The sequence below is a fragment of the Cytobacillus sp. FSL W8-0315 genome (assembly GCF_038002905.1).
Lineage (GTDB): Bacteria > Bacillota > Bacilli > Bacillales > Cytobacillaceae > Cytobacillus > Cytobacillus pseudoceanisediminis.
The window spans coordinates 1,443,914-1,462,388 of sequence record NZ_JBBOOC010000001.1; the positions used below are offsets into that span (position 1 = coordinate 1,443,914).

The 18,475-nt window shown below is 42.4% G+C and carries 20 protein-coding genes; 11 read left to right on the forward strand and 9 right to left on the reverse strand.

Annotation, left to right across the window (positions count from 1 at the left end; translation table 11 throughout):
* Nucleotides 1-2: 2 nt before the first annotated feature.
* The 4 genes from MKY20_RS07425 to MKY20_RS07440 are packed head-to-tail and all read right to left on the reverse strand — an operon-like array spanning nucleotide 3 to nucleotide 4,638.
* Nucleotides 3-1,496, reverse strand: coding sequence for a Na+/H+ antiporter subunit D (locus MKY20_RS07425; protein ID WP_019380051.1), 1,494 nt, complete (start codon nucleotides 1,494-1,496; stop codon nucleotides 3-5).
* Nucleotides 1,489-1,827: a Na(+)/H(+) antiporter subunit C gene (locus MKY20_RS07430; protein ID WP_009331655.1), complete on the reverse strand. Its 339-nt coding sequence runs from the start codon at nucleotides 1,825-1,827 to the stop codon at nucleotides 1,489-1,491. Before MKY20_RS07430 ends, MKY20_RS07425 begins: the two co-directional genes overlap by 8 nt.
* Entirely contained in the window at nucleotides 1,827-2,249 is a 423-nt protein-coding gene (locus tag MKY20_RS07435; RefSeq protein ID WP_009331654.1) for a Na(+)/H(+) antiporter subunit B, read from the reverse strand. The genes MKY20_RS07430 and MKY20_RS07435 overlap by 1 nt, the downstream gene beginning before the upstream one ends.
* Nucleotides 2,236-4,638 carry a Na+/H+ antiporter subunit A gene (locus tag MKY20_RS07440; protein WP_019380052.1) on the reverse strand — a complete coding sequence of 801 codons (2,403 nt, stop codon included), beginning with the start codon at nucleotides 4,636-4,638 and terminating at the stop codon, nucleotides 2,236-2,238. The genes MKY20_RS07435 and MKY20_RS07440 overlap by 14 nt, the downstream gene beginning before the upstream one ends.
* Nucleotides 4,639-5,088: 450 nt before the next feature.
* Here MKY20_RS07440 and MKY20_RS07445 point away from each other — a divergent pair, with 450 nt between their 5' ends.
* Nucleotides 5,089-5,310, forward strand: a complete 222-nt coding sequence (locus tag MKY20_RS07445) for a hypothetical protein (protein WP_019380053.1) — start codon at nucleotides 5,089-5,091, stop codon at nucleotides 5,308-5,310.
* Between the two features lie 146 nt (nucleotides 5,311-5,456).
* Here MKY20_RS07445 and MKY20_RS07450 read toward each other — a convergent pair whose 3' ends face one another.
* The gene (locus tag MKY20_RS07450; RefSeq protein ID WP_019380054.1) at nucleotides 5,457-5,999 is read right to left on the reverse strand and encodes a hypothetical protein; all 543 of its coding nucleotides are present in this window, start codon (nucleotides 5,997-5,999) and stop codon (nucleotides 5,457-5,459) included.
* 166 nt (nucleotides 6,000-6,165) lie between these two features.
* Between MKY20_RS07450 and MKY20_RS07455 the strand changes: the two genes are divergently transcribed.
* The gene (locus MKY20_RS07455; protein WP_009331650.1) at nucleotides 6,166-6,723 is read left to right on the forward strand and encodes a DUF5366 family protein; all 558 of its coding nucleotides are present in this window, start codon (nucleotides 6,166-6,168) and stop codon (nucleotides 6,721-6,723) included.
* 48 nt (nucleotides 6,724-6,771) lie between these two features.
* On the opposite strand, the gene MKY20_RS07460 is transcribed toward MKY20_RS07455, so the two are convergent.
* Nucleotides 6,772-8,628 (reverse strand): transglycosylase domain-containing protein, encoded by a 1,857-nt coding sequence (locus MKY20_RS07460; RefSeq protein WP_251175031.1) that lies wholly within the window; start codon nucleotides 8,626-8,628, stop codon nucleotides 6,772-6,774.
* Nucleotides 8,629-8,823: 195 nt separating this feature from the next.
* On the opposite strand from MKY20_RS07460, the gene kapD reads away from it, so the two are divergent.
* On the forward strand, nucleotides 8,824-9,444 hold the full coding sequence (gene kapD, locus MKY20_RS07465) for a 3'-5' exonuclease KapD (protein ID WP_009331648.1): 621 nt from the start codon (nucleotides 8,824-8,826) through the stop codon (nucleotides 9,442-9,444).
* A gap of 39 nt (nucleotides 9,445-9,483) precedes the next feature.
* Here kapD and MKY20_RS07470 read toward each other — a convergent pair whose 3' ends face one another.
* On the reverse strand, nucleotides 9,484-9,864 hold the full coding sequence (locus MKY20_RS07470; RefSeq protein ID WP_009331647.1) for a kinase-associated lipoprotein B: 381 nt from the start codon (nucleotides 9,862-9,864) through the stop codon (nucleotides 9,484-9,486).
* A 121-nt stretch (nucleotides 9,865-9,985) separates the two neighbouring features.
* Between MKY20_RS07470 and MKY20_RS07475 the strand changes: the two genes are divergently transcribed.
* The 5 genes from MKY20_RS07475 (at nucleotide 9,986) to MKY20_RS07495 (ending at nucleotide 13,479) form a co-directional block, all read left to right on the forward strand.
* The gene (locus MKY20_RS07475) at nucleotides 9,986-10,720 is read left to right on the forward strand and encodes a peptidylprolyl isomerase (protein WP_251156292.1); all 735 of its coding nucleotides are present in this window, start codon (nucleotides 9,986-9,988) and stop codon (nucleotides 10,718-10,720) included.
* An 82-nt stretch (nucleotides 10,721-10,802) separates the two neighbouring features.
* Entirely contained in the window at nucleotides 10,803-11,012 is a 210-nt protein-coding gene (locus MKY20_RS07480) for a hypothetical protein (protein ID WP_009331645.1), read from the forward strand.
* A 389-nt stretch (nucleotides 11,013-11,401) separates the two neighbouring features.
* The gene (locus MKY20_RS07485) at nucleotides 11,402-11,965 is read left to right on the forward strand and encodes a superoxide dismutase family protein (RefSeq protein ID WP_009331644.1); all 564 of its coding nucleotides are present in this window, start codon (nucleotides 11,402-11,404) and stop codon (nucleotides 11,963-11,965) included.
* Nucleotides 11,966-12,063: 98 nt separating this feature from the next.
* Nucleotides 12,064-12,438 (forward strand): PH domain-containing protein, encoded by a 375-nt coding sequence (locus tag MKY20_RS07490; protein ID WP_009331643.1) that lies wholly within the window; start codon nucleotides 12,064-12,066, stop codon nucleotides 12,436-12,438.
* A 90-nt stretch (nucleotides 12,439-12,528) separates the two neighbouring features.
* Complete coding sequence (locus MKY20_RS07495; RefSeq protein WP_019380057.1) at nucleotides 12,529-13,479, forward strand: nuclease-related domain-containing protein; 951 nt, start codon at nucleotides 12,529-12,531, stop codon at nucleotides 13,477-13,479.
* Between the two features lie 656 nt (nucleotides 13,480-14,135).
* Here the strand turns inward: MKY20_RS07495 and MKY20_RS07500 are convergent.
* Complete coding sequence (locus MKY20_RS07500; protein ID WP_251156293.1) at nucleotides 14,136-15,305, reverse strand: MalY/PatB family protein; 1,170 nt, start codon at nucleotides 15,303-15,305, stop codon at nucleotides 14,136-14,138.
* A 113-nt stretch (nucleotides 15,306-15,418) separates the two neighbouring features.
* Between MKY20_RS07500 and MKY20_RS07505 the strand changes: the two genes are divergently transcribed.
* On the forward strand, nucleotides 15,419-15,679 hold the full coding sequence (locus MKY20_RS07505; protein WP_009331640.1) for a DUF1871 family protein: 261 nt from the start codon (nucleotides 15,419-15,421) through the stop codon (nucleotides 15,677-15,679).
* A gap of 51 nt (nucleotides 15,680-15,730) precedes the next feature.
* On the opposite strand, the gene MKY20_RS07510 is transcribed toward MKY20_RS07505, so the two are convergent.
* Nucleotides 15,731-16,579 carry an alpha/beta fold hydrolase gene (locus MKY20_RS07510; RefSeq protein ID WP_009331639.1) on the reverse strand — a complete coding sequence of 283 codons (849 nt, stop codon included), beginning with the start codon at nucleotides 16,577-16,579 and terminating at the stop codon, nucleotides 15,731-15,733.
* 174 nt (nucleotides 16,580-16,753) lie between these two features.
* On the opposite strand from MKY20_RS07510, the gene MKY20_RS07515 reads away from it, so the two are divergent.
* Both MKY20_RS07515 and MKY20_RS07520 read left to right on the forward strand, forming a co-directional pair.
* Nucleotides 16,754-17,257, forward strand: a complete 504-nt coding sequence (locus tag MKY20_RS07515; protein WP_071156710.1) for an Lrp/AsnC family transcriptional regulator — start codon at nucleotides 16,754-16,756, stop codon at nucleotides 17,255-17,257.
* On the forward strand, nucleotides 17,257-18,432 hold the full coding sequence (locus MKY20_RS07520) for an aminotransferase (RefSeq protein WP_341000855.1): 1,176 nt from the start codon (nucleotides 17,257-17,259) through the stop codon (nucleotides 18,430-18,432). The genes MKY20_RS07515 and MKY20_RS07520 overlap by 1 nt, the downstream gene beginning before the upstream one ends.
* Nucleotides 18,433-18,475 lie beyond the last annotated feature (43 nt).

Genomic DNA, 18,475 nt, shown 5'->3' on the forward strand with positions numbered 1-18,475 from the left:
ACTCAATACTCCTTTAAAACTGCTTCAATATATATTTCTGGATTTGCAAGAGTTTCAGCAGCCTGTAAGATATACGGATAAACATACTCCGAGCCGGCTCCGTAGAAAACGGCAATGACAACAAGGATAACCGGGGCAATCATCATTTTGCCGACAGGTACTTTGTCTTCCCCTTTATAGGCGCGAGGTGTACCCCAAAAGCCATTAATGAAGACTTTCATGATTGAGAACAGCACAAGAAGACTGGACATTAAAACAATCCCTGCTCCCCAGTAATGTTCTGCTTCGAAACCGCCTTTAACAATTAGAAGCTTTCCAACAAATCCGCTTAACGGCGGGATTCCCGCAAGAGCAAGCGCTGCGATGAAAAAGGTCCAGCCCAGACCAGGATAGCGCTTGATCAACCCGCTTATCTTATGCAGGTTGCTTGTACCGGCTATCGCTATAACGATGCCGGCAAGTAAAAATAGAGCCGCCTTAATAATCATATCATGAATCAAATAGAAGATGGACCCGGTAAGGGAATCAGTCGTCATCGCTGATACTCCAAACAAAATCGCCCCTACAGCAATAATGATATTGTAGATGATAATTTTCTTAATATCCCAGTAGGCAATTGCTCCAATGACTCCGGCGATGATCGACATAACCGCCAAAAAGCTCAAGAGCTGATGGGTAAAGCCAGTATCATGATAAAAGAACAACGTATAGGTTCTTGTAATGGAGTAAACTCCGACTTTTGTCAGCAGCGCTCCGAATAAAGCCAAAACAGGAGCAGGCGGCGCATAGTAAGAGCCCGGCATCCAGAAATATAAAGGAAAAATGGCTCCTTTCAATCCAAATACGATTAAAAACAGCACAGCAATCACTGTAATGATTCCAGGGGGATTCCCTTGGCTGGCTTCGCTGATGCGGACGGATATATGCGCCATATTGAGTGTTCCAACAACGGAATAAAGGTAGGCTACAGCTATAACAAACAGAGCGGAAGATATAACGTTTACAAGGATATATTTAATGGACTCCCTAAGCTGTGCCTTCTTTCCTCCCAGTACAAGCAATACATAGGAAGCCATCAGCATAACCTCAAAAAATACGAAAAGGTTGAAGATATCTCCTGTTGTAAACGCACCGTTCACGCCAACAATTAAAAAGTTGAAGGCAGCATAATAGTAAAACTTCTCTCTGGCTTCCCCAATGCTCCAAAATGAATAAATCAAGCATAGAAATGCTATTATACTGGTTGTCAGCACCAGCAGAGCTGACATCATGTCAGAAACAAGCGTGATCCCAAACGGAGCCTCCCAGCTTGAAACATCCAGCGTTTGTATCCCGTCAACTCGAACCTTCTGAACCAGCAAGGCAGAAAAAATGATTGCAATCACTGATGAAATGCCTGCAATCCACCTTTGCAGCATAATTCTCTTAGCGGCGAAGATGAGAAGGACACCCGTAACTAAAGGGATCAGGATGGGCAATATTAAAAAGTTAATCATTTCCTTCAGTTCCTCTCATTCGATCCATATTATCAGTGCCAAGCTCCTGGTAGGCACGGTATGCCAGTACAAGGAAAAACGCAGTGACCCCGAAGCTGATTACAATTGCCGTCAGGATAAGAGCCTGGGGAATCGGATCGGTATAGGGTGCTTTTTCGCCCAGCAGCGGGGCAGATCCTGTTTTTAAACCGCCCATCGTTAATATCAGCATATGTGCCCCATGACTTAAAAGACCGGTTCCGACAATAATGCGAAGCAAGCTTTTTGACAGCATGAGATAAGTAGCTGACATAAATAAAATACCAATTACGAAAGCCATTAATATTTCCATTATTCATCCTCCCCTATCGTTTGAATAATGGTCATCGTAACGCCAACAACAACCAGAAAAACACCCAGGTCAAACAGTGTAGCTGTATGGAGGGAAGTGTCCCCCAGGACTGGCAAGTCAACATGTCCAAAAGCATGGGTAAGGAAAGGGACATTAAATAGCAATGCTCCCGCCCCTGTACCAATTGCAAATAGCAGTCCAACTGCAATCATGTGAATATAATTGACAGGAAGGATTTTTGAGACAGTTTTCATGTCAAAAGCCAGCAGCAGCAGAACGATTGCCCCCGATGTCAGCAAACCGCCGACGAATCCGCCCCCCGGTGTATAATGACCGGCAAAAAAGATATGGATAGAGAAAAGAACAATGAGAAACAAAACTACTTTCGTAGCGGTCTGCAGAATAATATCATTTGTTTTCATTTTTCTTTCCTCCTTCCAGGCGAAGTTTAATCATAGCGAAAATTCCAAGGGCTGCAATTCCGAGAACCGTAATTTCAAACATGGTATCAAAGCCCCGGAAATCAACAAGTATTACGTTTACCATGTTTTTCCCGGCTGCTTCCTTATACGTATTCTCGACGTAATATTGCGCAATGGAAGGAAACATCTTATTGCTGTGGGCAGATAGGGCAATCAGCGTGACAATCGCACCCACCCCGACAGAAATAAGGGCATTCGTCATTTTAAATCTCATCCGCTCCTCATGCCGAAGCTTAGGCAGATGGTAGAAAGCAAGCAGGAATAAAGAGACAGAAATAGTCTCGATTACAAGCTGTGTTAATGCAAGGTCAGGAGCACGGAAAATAACAAAGAACAATGAAACGGTATATCCGACTGCCCCCAGCAGAATGATGGATGTCATTCTGGATTTTACAAAAAGAATGGAAACAGATGCAGCAGCGATGACTAATGCCAGCAGAACCTCCGCATAATGGATGTCGGCCACATGCTCCGTGTCAAATTTAAACGCATCTTTCAGAACCAGTGTGGTAGCCAAAGCTACAATGAAAAATGAAAAAATATACACAAGATAGGTTCTGATGAATCCGTTCATATATAATCTTGTTAAGTTGAAGGAAGCCCTCTGTGATACTTCCAGCATAGAATCGTAAAAACGATTTAGCGCCAATTTCTCAGGGAAAAGATTATACACACTTCTCCACTTCGGCAGAGTGACAAAAAGCAGAATTCCCAATGTAATAACACCCAATGTCATAAACAATTCAGGCGTAAATCCATGCCAGAAGTATATATGAGTATCATACACATACCCTTCAACAGGCATGATGGCGGCCTGTGCAGGAGAGATGAGCGTGTTTGAAATAATATTAGGGAAGAAACCGATAATGATCACTAGTGAAGCCAGGATAATGGGTGATATTAGCATACCGATTGGAGCTTCGTGCGGTTTCTTTTCTAATTGTTCAGGCTGGAACTTGCCTGTGAACGTTTTGAATACAAGAATCATGCTGTAAATGAACGTGAATACACTTGCCACCCAGGCAAGAACAGGGAACAAGAATCCCCATGTATCCAAATTTAATATATCCATTTCCAGAACACGGACCATTCCTGTGAAGAACATTTCTTTACTTAAGAACCCATTAAAAGGCGGAAGCCCGGCCATAGAAAATGTCCCGATGACCGCCAAAGTAAAAGTAATCGGCATAAAGTTCATCAGACCGCCAAGCTTGCGGATATCACGGGTGCCGGTTTCATGGTCTACGATTCCAGCTACCATAAATAGACTTCCTTTAAAAGTGGCATGGTTAATCAAATGAAAGACAGCAGCTGTAGTGGCAACCGTATAAATACTGTCTTCTACTGTTTCGAAGTGAAGTGCTGCAGCACCAATGCCGAGAAGGGACATGATCATCCCCAGCTGGCTGACCGTTGAGAAAGCCAGGATGGCTTTAAGGTCAGTCTGTTTGACAGCTGAGAAGGAACCCCAGAATAATGTTGTAATGCCAAATCCTGCAATGAGCCAGAGCCAGAGCGAGTGCTCCGCAAATACCGGACTCATACGTGCAACTAAATAAATGCCTGCTTTAACCATTGTTGCCGAATGAAGATATGCGCTGACAGGTGTTGGAGCTTCCATGGCATCCGGCAGCCAGATGTGAAATGGAAATTGTGCAGACTTGGTAAAGGCCCCAAGCAAAATGCAAAGCAAAGCAGGAACAAATAATGCATGTGAAAATATCTCATCTGATTGAGCAATAATTTCGGAAATGCTGAAAGTACCAGTCATCATATAAAGAAGTATGATGCCTCCAAGCATAGAAAGACCGCCGAAAACCGTGATGATCATCGACTTCTGTGCACCATATCTTGATTTCTCTCTGTGGTACCAGTACCCGATTAGCAGGAATGAAGAAAAGCTCGTAAATTCCCAGAAAGTATAAAGCACAATCAAGTTATCCGAAAGGACAACTCCCAGCATAGCCCCCATAAATAGAAGCAAGTAAACATAGAAGGTGTTCAGTTTTTCTTTGTTTTTATCCAAGTAATAGATGGAATACAGAACAACTAAGGCTCCTATTCCGGTGATCAGCAAAGCAAAAAGCAAACCAAGTCCGTCTACTTTTGCCGTGAAATCGATCCCAAGAGCGGGAATCCATGCAAAAGATTTTGTGACGGATTGCTGATTGGAGGTGATGGATAAATAAGAGATAAAATAACTGAATAAAAGGATTGGCAGAGGAAGTACGAACCAACCCGTATGTATCTGCCTAAACAGCTTGTACGCAATAGGCACAAGGATGGCAAGCAAAAATGGTGAAATTATTGCCAGGTGAAGCAGAGACAAAACATTACCCCCTTTTAAATTAATTGTTGTTACTCGAAAAAGTATCCTAGTATGCAGCTTGATGTAGCGGCTATATGGCTTCTAACAGTTCAGTATATTTAGAAAACTGTATTTTTCCTCCGCAGCATGTATAAAACTTTTTTCGCAATACGTAAAGCGCTTAATAAAAGTTTTTCCACCTTCCCCCATATTATCCAGCCAAGGGAGGCAAGACAGGCGTGCCATAATCATCATTACTATCCGCTCATGCACCTCAGAACAAATTATAACCTAAAAATAAAGTCTGTGCATTCTTCAAACCCTTATCAGTAAAGGATTTATCCATTCTTATTAAATAGGTAGAAACACGAATTAATCAGGAAAAATTTTTTTGAAAAAATGTCTCCCAAAACAGCATTTTTGTATAAAAAAACATTAATTTACGCACACTACTCATAGGTGGTGTTGTGTATGATTAAGCATAAAATTTCAGCAGCCATTACAATCTTTGCCCTTCTGTTTGCAGGCGCCTGGATATTGGACCACCAAACCAAAAGGGAATTCTATATTCCGGCAGACGAAGAAGAAGTGGTCGAATTATTACCGGCAAATTACGAAATGGAAGCTGAAAATAAGCAAAAGCTGAAGGTGTTTGAACCGAGAGAATATGTGAGGATACAGACAGCATCATAAGAAAAGCGGACTCCCCTCGAGGGGCAGGCGCTCCTCCCAAAAGCTGCCGCTTTTAGTAGTGCGATGATAAAGCTGGCTAAGCGTTCCTTTTGAAGCCAGACAACAAGAAGAGGATGAGAAATGGCTCATCCTCTCTTACTGCTGTTTTAAAGTTTACTTTGGCCGCGGTTATGAAAAATCATGATGAATAGAGGGACCGTAATGATGAAGGAAAGAAAGAATAAGAAGAGAAATTTGGAGAAGGGCGTAATATTTTTTTCAATATCGTCCGCATACATTTCAAAAAAATCCCTGATTGATTCATTGCCGAGCACATTGGATGCTGTCAGGAATTCATTTTTGTCATAATCATAGTAAAAGAAATCTTTTTTCTTAAAAATAAATAAGCCATCTCTTTTTTGTTCTAATTCCAAAAAAACAATGCCAATGTGAGATGAATATTCTTCAGTTTCCTCTTCATTTTCTGATGTTTGCGGGTCATCAGGTGTAACAATCTTTGTTACTTGCCCCTGCATCCCGTATGCATCAATGACTGAAAAGGAGTCTTCGCTGTAATAATGGATAGTGCTGCGAAGCTGTTCTTCAAGTATGTCCTCGAACTCTTTTTCAGCATCAGCAGCTTTTGCAGGCATAAGGTACTGAACTGACAGCAATACGGCAAACAAAAAACAGCATATTCCTTTTTTCATTTCCTTCCCCCTTTTTCTCTATTTAATGCAAGATTTACTAGAATATGGTTTATGTCTATGCTAGGAAACACTAAAATATACAGAAGGGATAAGCTGTTGTAAAAATTATGAAAATCACTGATAATAGATAGCTAGAGTAAAGAAAGACAAATATGGATGGGGAAAAATGAAAAATACATATCTGACGAGTTATTTTCCGCTTTTGGCGATTATTTTGTTTAGTACTTCTCTGGCATTAAAAACCCAGATGGAATTAGTTTATTTTCTGAAAAAGACAGGAATTTTCCAGGGGATGCTAGAGTTCTTTTCAGAAGGCGGCGTAAAGCTGTCACTGACGGTCCTCCTCCTGGTCCTTTTTTTTATGGTGTTTGCAGCCTTGAAATTGGTGGCAGATACGATCAATGGACTGTCACTTCTGTTCTTTTCTAAAGATCTGGAAGGGGAAAGTCTGACAAAGTCGAGGCAAGGTTCGGCCATCTATTTTATTGGAGGCGCTTTGTCGCTTCTGAGTTTATTCAGTTATATCGGGATTGCCATCCTTTTTGCGGCCGCTACCTTTATTTATTTCAGTTACTTTGTTTATAAAGCCAGTTCTTCATTGACTGCATCCGGCATTGCTGGTGTGATTTTTTTTCAGGTTATGGTCTGGTCTTCTCTTTTAACAGGAATACTCTATCTTTCTTTGAAAATACACAACAGCATCATGGCAAGTCTGCCGATATAGTAAAAGGAGGCCGCAGTAAAGGGCCTCCTTTAAAGTAAACATATCATTTTAATCAGACATTATATCCTTCCAAATCAGCAGCTGGGGAGAAGCCGATTCGATAGAAGCCAGATTTCCGGGCCGATCCTTTCCAACCCAGACACCTGCTGTATACTGGCCAGTCAAGCCCACAAACCAGAAATCATGATAGCCATTAGTGGTTCCTGTTTTGCCGCCGGCATATCCAATTGGCAGACGTGCTTTCCGTGCAGTGCCGGATTGAACGGTCCTGGCCATTAAATTCCTCACTTTTTCTATCGTTTTTTCGCTCCAAACCTGCGTTTTAGAATCATCCCAGCTATAAAGCAATTTTCCTTTCAGGTCAGTGATTTTACGGATGGCTCTTGCCGGCTGGTAATAACCATCATTTGCAAACACAGTATATGCTGATGTGAGTTCAAGCGGTGTCATCCCGTATGTAAAACCTCCTATAGCTGCAGAAAGGGCATGATCCTTATCTGTAACCTTTTTAAAACCAAACTTATCTAAATCACGAAAACCATTTTCAATTCCAATGTCGTCCAGCAGTCTTACTGCAGGTGTATTATACGAATAAATAAAGGCTTTTTCGAGTGTTGTCGATCCATAGCGGGCACCGCCATAATTCTGGGGGCAATACCCATTTTTGCAGAAAGGTCCTGCATTCACTTGATCATGAATGGCTGCGCTGGTGTGCTCAAAGTATGGTGCATAAACAAGCAGCGGCTTAATAGCGGAACCGGGCTGTCTGTATGCCTGGAAAGCTCGATTAAAGTTGTATTTCTTATAATTCTTTCCGCCTGCAAGCGCTGTTATTTCATGTGATCCATTATCTATCACGGCTGCTGCACCTTCCACATCCTTGTAGGACAGGCGCTTATTAAGGGAATTTGCAGCCTTTTCCTGAAGGGCAGGGTTCAGGGCAGTTTCAATGATTATGCCTTGCTCCATTATTTGGGATATTCTCTTATCAAGCTTGGCGCTCAATGATGCTTTTTCCTGCTCTCCTGCTTTTAGGAGCTTATCCTGATAGCCTTCTTTAACAGAAATTAATTCACGCAGCTCCGCTTCTACATATGAAACATAATCCGGATATAAATCTATTCTTTGTTTGACCTGAAGCTGAATCCGTTCACTTTTCATCTTCTCTGCTTCCTTAGGCGAAATCAGCTGCTCTTCCTTTAATTGATCAATCAGCCGCTCCTGCCTTTCTTTTGTATGGTTAAAGTGTTTCATAGGATCATATAAAGATGGGTTGTTTGGGATGGCAGCCAAAAAAGCTTCTTGAGCTTTGGTCAGGTCTTTGGCGCTTTTTTTAAAATAGAGCTGGGAAGCAGCCTCAATTCCGTAAGCTCCATTATGGAAATAAATTGCGTTAATATACAATTCCAGAATTTTTTCTTTGGATAATTTCCTCTCCAGTTCATATGCATATAGGAGTTCACTGAGCTTACGGTTATAGGATTGTTCATGATTCAGAAAGATATTACGAGCCAGCTGCTGGGTAATGGTGCTGGCCCCCTGTTCAATATCATCCGATTGGATGTTGATGGCCAGGGCACGTCCAATGGCAGCAACATCGAATCCGGCATGGTCATAAAAGTGCTGGTCCTCCGCTGTGATAAAAACATCCTTAAGAAAAGGGGAAATGTCACCTGACGATAGGCTGATTCTGTTTACCGGATGATCCATTTCAGAGATTACCTGGCCGTTGCCTGCTTTAATATAACTTGTCTGGGGCAGGCTGACTTCTTTTATTTCAAGCTTTTCATCCAGCAGCTCATGAAATCCCTGAACCTTTTGCGATTCAGCAGAGACAGCAAATACCAGTAAAGAAAAAATAGGAAGCAAGAGAATGATGATCATAAATCCAGACCAGGAACGCAAAGGAATCCGCCTCCGTTATTTTAAACTTCTATCCTATTTTTCGGCTTTTTTTCTGAGGAGTTAAGCTTTTTTTAAGAAGGCAGACGCTGCTGAAAAATTCCGGCTTAAATGCAATTTACTCAGAAAATTGAAATATTTCATGCTATAATATAAGAAATTATGTGCGTGAATTTCTAATGGAAAGCAGGTGAAAACATGGGGGAGGAACACCAATACCTATTTATTGATTTTGAGTTTACCATGCCTGAGAAAGGCAGTGCTTTCAGAGGGTTTTTTCCGGAAATTATCGAAGCGGGAATTGTATCAGTCATCGGCAATCAAGTTTGTGAAGAGTTCTCTTCATATGTAACTCCCGTCCGGTTTCCGAAATTGTCCGAGCGCTGCAAATCCTTTCTGCATATAACACAGGAACAGGTAGACCAGGGCATCGATTTTCTTGAACTCGTGAAAAAAATGATAGATATGAACAGAAACCGTCCATGCACGATTGTTACGTGGGGAAATATGGATATGAAGGTGCTTAGAAATAATTGTACCCACGCTGGAGTTGACTTTCCGTTCAGAGGCAGGGAAGTGGATCTTTCGATGGAATATAAGCGTTTCTTCGGGGATCAAAACCAGACAGGATTATGGAAAGCCGTTCAGGAATATGGCAAGGAAGGAACAGGAAAACATCACCGGGCTTTGGATGATGCCTTAACGACTTACAATATTTTCAGATTGGTAGAAAAAGATAAGAAATATCTGCAGAAGCCGGAACCTACTACAATTGGCGATCGGGTGGACTTCTCGAAACTGTTTAATAAATTTGCCTGACAAGCCAAATCCATCAAAATGATTTGGCTTGTTTTCATTTTACTTAAAATAATCCTTTTCCAATGAGTCAAGATTCCTTATGCTTTGTTCTGCCCAGGGAGAAGAATCTCCTTCCAGCTCCGTTCTCATTTTATCCAAAGCTATTTGCAGCGAATCCTTATAATCTGGTATTTCTTCACTAAAGGGCTTTACCATCTGCTTAGGCACATTGGTCTGCTCTCTGTATGCAAGCGCGCGGCGCTCATGGAAAAGCATCACGTCCGCCTCTTTAGGATTATGCAAGTCGCCCTGCATTGGATGCTTTAAGACCGCAAGCACTCTGACCAGGTAATGCTGTGGCCGGATGTCTGTAACTTCCCCGATATACTTGCCTGTTTTATAGATGGCTGTTACTCTATCGCCGATCTTTACTTCTGCCAATCTAACCTCTCCTTTTCATTTTTCTTTAGCCCTATTATGAAGCTTGAAAAAACAAAGTGCAAATTTTCAATAAATCAGGTAAGCTAAAAAATGATTAGTTTTTTCATAGGAGGATGAGAAAATGAAATGTCGTTTTCTAGCACCGCTTCTTTTTCTGATGCTGATCCTGGCAGCATGCGGGACAAGCACTGAAAAAGAAGAGGACAAGGCAAATGGTTCTGCTGCTGAAGAAAGCCAAACAGATAACCAGGCAAGTGAAGAAGCACCGGACAGCTTTCCGCAATTAACAGAAGAAGTTGAGGGAAATGAAAGACTGGTGGAAATGCAGACGTCAAAAGGGAATATTAAAATTAAACTTTTCCCGGATCAGGCTCCCAAAGCGGTTGAAAACTTCATTAAGCATAGTGAAGATGGCTATTACGATGGGGTGACTTTCCACCGTGTCATTCAGGAATTTATGATCCAGGGAGGCGACCCTGAGGGAACCGGCAGGGGCGGAGAAAGCATTTACGGTGAAGCGTTTGAAGATGAATTCTCCAACGAGCTCTTTCACATTCGCGGTGCGCTATCAATGGCAAATGCAGGTCCGAATACAAACGGTAGCCAATTCTTTATTGTTCAGAACACGAGACTTGATCCAAGCTTGAAAGGGCAAATGGAAAAGGCCGGTTATCCGGAAGATATTATTAAAGCTTATGAAAATGGTGGTACACCAACGCTTGACCATAAGCACACCGTTTTTGGACAGGTTGTTGAGGGAATGGATGTAGTCGACAGTATCGCAGAAGTTGAAACTGCCGAAGAGGACAAGCCAGCGGAAGATGTGGTCATTGAAAAGATAGAGGTTTTAAAATAAGTGTATAAACATTGGACTGTGTAATCATTGCTGATATAATAATTCGGGTGGACACTGCTTTTAGCAGAAAGGATTGATTAGGATGTTGCAATGGTATGTACTGTCGCTGTTTCTATATTTTCCGGAAGATAAATCAGAATATGGCCCTGCAGCTGTAACGTTTGCCATCTTTTTAGTTGCGGCCATTCTTACAATGAGATTAATTATCCGTGTGTCAAAGCGCGAAGCAGCCAAGGCGAAAGAGCTTGAAGAGCGCATCGATAGGCAAAATAGACAAGGGGGGAACAGCTGAGCAGCTGTTCTTCTTTTTTTGTTAAGAAATTATAACTTTGATAACTGTCTAGCGCAAGCAGCCTACCCCCTCGAGGTCACAACCTTGTCTAGTTTCGGCTCCTAGGGACTCGGGGTCATAAGCCGTTTCCTTTCAGAAGGAAGAACGCCTTCTTACAGGAACCGTCTTATGCCTGAGGCCCGCAGGACAGGGAAGGCTTCGTCAGCATAAACATCGCATGACCGAAAGCGACAGCTTTTGGGAGGATGCGGGTCATGCAGACGTTGCCACAGGACGAGGCGATCTTAGTCTGCGTTCCTTAGGTGAGCAAGGAGCTTGCGCTTTTCTTGTTTATTGATAAAGTGATTGGGCAACACTAAAGACAAAATGTCTTGATGGAGGATTCAATCATGAAAAAAGCGCTGATGCTTGGTTTTGTTCTTCTTCTGTCCGGTTGCGGGGAAGAGAACATTACGAATACGGAAGTTGAAATGTTTAACGCTGCAGGTGATTCATTAGGGACAATTAAGGTGCAGGAACAGGCGAGCGGAGTAAAGTTGAGCGGGGGTCTGAGCGGACTTCCTCCGGGGGAACTTGCCATCCATATCCATGAAGAAGCAAAATGCGAGCCTCCTGACTTTAAATCGGCAGGGAATCATTTCAATCCTGACAATAAGGAACATGGGCTGCTTCATCCCAAAGGATCACATGCGGGTGATCTTCCCAACCTGATTGTTGAGGATGACGGCAAGGCTAAGATTGACTTTATGGCGCCCCAAGTCACGTTAAAAGAAGACAAAAATTCTTTGTTGACAAAGGAAGGGACTTCCATTGTTATCCATGATGGACCAGATGATGGCATGACTCAGCCGGCAGGAGATTCAGGAGAACGCATTGCCTGCGGCCGTATTTCAAAAGATAAAGAAGAAGAAGGACAGAAAAAAGCACAGGACGATCAATCAACAGAAGAATAAATAATTGAAGGCTTTCCTGGCAGGGGAGACTTTATCACTGGGAATTTTTCCGAACGATCCGTATAATGGAGTTAAACCTTATAATGGAGGTTGGTTAAATGGGAATTTTCGATGGTTTTATCGGCAATGCATCTGAAGCGGACATTAATGAGGTTCAGGAGGAATTTTCAGCAGTCCTTGCCCCGAGTGAACAGGTTGAAAAAGCCTATAGGCTCGTCCGCGATTTATTCATTTTTACAAACAAGCGTCTGATTCTGGTGGATAAGCAAGGAATCACAGGGAAAAAAATCGAGTATCATTCCATCCCTTACAAAAACATCACCCATTTTAGCATTGAAACCGCAGGCAGCTTCGATCTGGAGGCCGAATTAAAAATTTGGATCTCAGGATCAGACGAACCAATTGAAAAGCATTTTAATAAAAACTTGAACATATACGAAGTGCAGAGTGTGCTTGCTGAATATGTACTATAAATCCCCTTGCTAGTATAACCAAGGGGATTTTGCTTGTAGTTCAGGTGGAATTTTCATAAAATTAAATTATCTTGATAAAGGATGTGAGTGATGATAAACAGACTCCGTTTCGAACCAAAGGAGCTGGAAATGCTCCGCTTTCTGTCCCGCCGCCTGGAACTGCCTTTGAAAAATGAAAATCAGTATCTGCATTTAGAGAAGGGCTATGCAGGCGAGCAGCATTTTGATAGGGAGCTTCAGGACTTGCCAGACTCTTGCATTATTCTAAATGATCTATTGCTGGAAAACAGCAATACCCATTTCCAAATCGATACTCTCCTTATCGCCGGCGGCACTATATTCATCTTTGAAGTAAAAAACTATGAAGGGGACTATTACATAGAAAATGAAAGATGGTATTCCCTGCTATCCAAAACAGAAATAAAAAATCCCCTCCTCCAGCTGCAAAGAAGCGAAACCCTTTTACGGGGCCTCCTTAAAGAATTCGGCTACCATCTTCCCATCAAATCACATCTGATATTCATTAATCCCGGCTTTCAGCTTTATCAAGCTCCTATCAATATTCCTGCAGTATTTCCTTCGCAGCTTAATCGATTCCTGGAGAAATTAAAAACTATTCCTAATGCGGCGAAATCGAGAAACCTGAAGCTGGCTGAACAGTTAAATGCCCGCTGCTTGAAGGAGAATCCCTATGTTCGGATTCCAGAATACACTTATGACCTTTTGAGGAAAGGGATTATATGCAGTTCGTGTACTTCGTTTTTAGCCCGCTTTACTCAAGGTTACTTAACCTGCGGGGAATGTGGATCGAAAGAAAAGGTGGATACTGCAGTACTGAGAAGTGTAAAGGAATTTGCGGTTTTGTTTCCGGATAGGAAAATTACTACAAATACAATAGTAGATTGGTGCGGTGGTATTGGTTCCGGGAAAGTGGTGCAGAGGATACTAGTGAGAAATTATGAAAAAAAGGGGAGGGGGAAGGCTTCTTATTACCAAGCATGCCAAAGGGAGGAAAAAGTGAATGGAGGTCAGATGGATTAACACCGAAAATAAGAGAGGCAAGAGGAAAATGGTAGTTAATCGGAAGAGTTAACACCGAAAACAAGAAGGGGAGGGAAAAATGGTAGTTAATCGGAGGATTAACGCCGAAAATAGGGGAGGGGAGAGAAAAATGGTAGTTAATCAGAGGGATTAACGCCGAAAATAAGGGTGTAAAAGAAAAATGGTAGTTAATCAGATGGATTAACACCGAAAATAGGGGAGGGGAGAGAAAAATGGTAGTTAATCAGAGGGATTAACGCCGAGAATAAGAGGTGCAAAGAAAAACGGTAGTTAATCGGATGGATTAACGCCAAAAATACGGGATGCAAAGAAAAATGGTAGTTAATCGGAGGGATTAACGCCAAAAATAAGGGGTCCACAGAAAAACGGTAGTTAATCAGAGGGATTAACGCCGAAAATAAGAGGTACAAAGAAAAACGGTAGTTAATCGGATGGATTAACGCCGAAAATAAGGGGTGCAAAGAAAAATGGTAGTTAATCAGAGAGATTAACACCGAAAAAAGGAGAGGAGAGAGGAAAATGGTAATTAATCAGAAGTATTAAGGACGAAAAAAAGAGAAACAAGAGAGTATGGACAACCGGGATATCCCAGCACACAAAAAAGCACGGCCTCAGCCGTGCCTCCACAAACGCTATCACCCAAAAGCTCTTTTCAGCCTCTCCAGCCCTTCCGCCAATACTTCATGAGGGCAGGCAATATTCATTCGAACAAATCCTTCGCCGCCCGGGCCGTATTTCGGACCTGGTTCCAGGGCTAGCTTCCCTTTTTCCAAAAGGTTTTGGCGCAGTTCGGCATCAGTTAATCCCATTCCGCGGCAATCAAGCCATAGAAGATATGTGCCGTCTGGCTCCATCAAGCGAATACCCGGAAGGTGTTGTGTAATAAATTCCGCAGCAGTCCTTTTATTTTCTTCCAGATAATCCATCAAACCATCAAGCCATTCTTCACCATGGCGGTAAGCTGCTTCCATGCCAATAATTCCAAAAGCGGACAGTGTGAAGAATCCTTGCTTGTGCTGTTCTGCCTGAAAAGCCTTCCGCAGCTTCTCATTGCTTATAATGGCAGCTGAAGCTTGAATTCCTGCAAGGTTCCAGGTTTTTGTGGGAGCTATGCAGGTGACCGTGAGTTCTGCAAATCGCGGATCCAGTGAAGCAAGGGGATAATGCTTATGGCCTTTATAAATTAAATCAGAATGAATCTCGTCAGAAAGAATAAGGCAATCATATTTAACACATAGCTCCCCTATTTTCCTCAGTTCCTCTTCTGTCCACATTCGGCCGCCCGGGTTGTGCGGATTGCAGAGAAGGAATAGTTTCACGCCCTCTTTCAATTTGTTTTCAAAATCGGCAAAATCAATTACGTACCGGCCATTCTCGAGTTTCAATTGAGAATTAACGACAGTGCGCCCATTCTGTTTAATCATCTCAAAGAATGGAGTATATACTGGAGACTGCAGCAATACTTTATCCTCTTTTTCAGTAAAAGCCTGGATGGCAGTTGCGATGGAGGGAACCACTCCCGTGCTGTATAGAATCCACTCATTTTCGATTTTCCAGCCATGCCGTTTGTTCAGCCACTGTCCGATAGCTTCTGCAGTAGAATCCGGTGCATACGTATATCCATAGACCCCATGAGCAATTCTGTCTTCAATGGCTTGCTTTACTTCTTCGGGAGGCTGAAAGTCCATGTCTGCTACCCACATGGGCAATACATCGGATCTGCCAAAAACCTCCTTGGTCCGATCCCATTTAACAGAAGCTGTATTTTCCCTGCTGATTTTTTGATGGAAATTAAAACGATTCAATCCTGTCACCGCCTTAAGAATTCTTTTATGTACCTTGACTCTATGATATGATATTGATGCTAAAAATTAAAATATTGCGGCTCGGTCGGCCGAATAATAAAAAGGTGATATACATGGAAATTCAGCAAACGAATCTCTTGCTTGTCTACACCCTGGATCAGTGGGATCCATTTGGAGTGGGGCCGGGCAATTATGATACTGAAATTGCGGATTCAGTCCAGGCAGTCCATGACTTAAATGATTTAATGAAATTGGCCAGGAAGATTCAATCCATTTATGAATTCTCGTTTGAGGAAATTATTCCTTTGGAAAAATGCAAAGAAATCTCAGGGCGTCTTCTGGAAATAAAGAATAATGGCTCCTGTGCTATTTAAGATAAAAACGGCAGCTCTCAGACCTTGGGGCTGCCATTTTTATTCACAATACTATACACTTTCCTGTACCCGAACGGTATTCATAAAACTCTTGATATGCTGAAGAACATCTTCCGGCCGTTCTTCCGGCACAAGATGCCCGGTTTCTTTTAATACCACCAGCTTGGAATGTTTTAAATCCTTATTCAGCCGTTTGCCGATATGAAGCGGGACGACTCTGTCATGTTCTCCCCAAATTAATAGACAAGGCGTTTCTATTTTCTTCAATGCAGAGGCAGGCATATCGCCTTCCCTATCGCGAATCATCCTGGTTAAAGCCCGGAAAATATCGTCTTCTAAAAATGGCGACAAATATCCGTAAAGCATTTCATCATCAATCATGGAATGATCGTAGACAACATTTTTTAAATTCTGCTTTACCCCTGAGCGCTGTAGATATAATTTAACATACAGATGAAAGAAAGGTATGTAACTTGAAAAGATGATATGCGGCTTCATTCGTTTCATATATCCGGAACTGCAAAGCAATACTGCCTGGTCTACGAGTTCAGGCTTGGAGTGTGCGACATTTAAAACAATCTGTCCCCCCATGGAATGGCCAATTAAAGTAACTTTTTCAAAGCCCATCTTTTCTGATAAGCGGATAACCGTATCCGCCAAGTTTTTGTATGAGTAGACGAACTGCTGGGATTTTCCGCTTTTGCCGAAGGGCGGCAAATCAATTGATACCACATTGAATTCCGTTTGCAGCAGAGGAATCAGCCTGCGATAGCTAAAGGTGGATGACAGAAAACCATGCAGCAGCACCAGGGTATCCCTGGAGGACTCATGTTTGTAGTATTCATAATAGACCTCTGTTCCATTAATAGGCTCTGTTCCAGAAAAAGTCGCTTGTTCCATTGGCCTTCCCCTCCTAGTCCCGGTTTTACTTTATTTTCCCCTTAAACTTAATCTTGACACATATGATTTTAAAGAAATTAATAAATAATGAAAGTGACACATTTATTTTCCGCAGTTTTTGCTATAATGTAACTATTTTATAGAGTAAATCACTAAAGGATGGGAGCGACAAAGGTGAAATTAACTGAAAAGCAAATAGAGGTTTTAGAAATTTTAGAAAACAACAGTGCGCGAATCCCTGTGGAAGACATTGCGAAAATGGCTGAATTAAGTATGGCTGAAACAGAAACTATTTTAGATAAACTCGAGGAAATGAAAGTGCTTGTGCGTTTTAATTCCGTTATTGACTGGTCAAAAGTCGACGGTCATGAAGGGGTTACCGCAATGATTGATGTGAAGGTCGCTCCAAAGCGCGGGGTGGGATTTGATGAAGTTGCACAAAGAATTTACCGTTTCAAAGAAGTAAGGTCTGTCTATTTAATGTCCGGTGCCTATGATCTTTCTGTCATCATCGAAGGCCGTTCCATGAATGAGGTCGCCCGATTTGTATCAGAAAAGCTATCGACTCTCGATTCTGTCTTATCGACAACCACACATTTTATTCTAAAAAAATATAAGCATGACGGCACTATTTTTGAACATAATGAAGACGACAAACGAATTGTGGTGTCACCGTAATGAATGGAACTAAGTCTTATTTATCAAAAACGGTGGAAGAGCTGAAGCCTTCCGGGATCCGCCGCTTTTTTGACCTTGCTGCAGGAATGGAAGGAGTCATCTCCCTTGGGGTGGGGGAACCTGATTTCATCACACCATGGTCTGTGCGTGAGGCAGCCATCCTATCGCTTGAGCAGGGATATACATCTTATACGGCTAATGCCGGGTTAATGGAGCTTCGGGAGGAAATTGCAGGATATATGCAGAAAAGCTTCGGAGTATGTTATTCTCCCCGGAGTGAAATAATCGTGACAGTGGGAGCGAGCCAGGCGCTTGATATAGCTCTTAGGGCCATCCTCGATCCGGGCGATGAAGTAATTTTAGTCGAGCCAAGCTTTGTATCCTATGTGCCATTAGTGTCTCTTGCGGGCGGTGTGCCTGTTCAGGTTCAAACTTTAAAAGAGAATGGGTTTAAGATTCTGCCTAAGCAGCTGGAAAAAGTAATAACTGACAGAACTAAAGCCATTATACTTTGTTCACCCAATAATCCGACTGGAACAATGTTAAGTGGGAGTGAACTGGAGGCCATTGCCCAAATAGCTGAAAAATACGATTTGCTGGTTCTTTCAGATGAGATTTATGCTGAGCTTGCTTATGATGGCGAGTATACAAGTTTTGCCGCAATAAGCGGGATGAAAAAAAGAACCATCCTGATCTCGGGATTTTCAAAGGGGTTTGCCATGACAGGCTGGAGATTGGGGTTTGTCTGCGCTCCTGAAGCGATATCCCAGGCGATGCTGAAAATTCACCAGTATGCGATGATGTGTGCGCCAACGATGGCCCAGTTTGCCGCTCTTGAAGCCTTGAAAACAGGCAGATCAGATGTTGAGGATATGAAAAAGAGCTATAAGCGCAGGCGGAATTATTTCGTTCAATCCCTAAATGAACTGGGATTAACATGCCATGTGCCGGGCGGAGCCTTTTATGCTTTCCCATCTATTGAAAGTACGGGACTTTCTTCTGAAGAATTTGCAGAAAAGCTGCTGCTGGAGGAAAAGGTAGCGGTGGTGCCAGGCAATATTTTTGGCGAAAGCGGGGAAGGCCATGTGCGCTGCTCTTATGCCACTTCCATGGAGTTGCTGCAGGAAGCAATTAAGAGAATTGGCCATTTCTTAAAGCGAAACCAAAAGGCATAAAAAAAGGACAATCCGCAACAGATTGTCAACTTCAAAAAGGGGG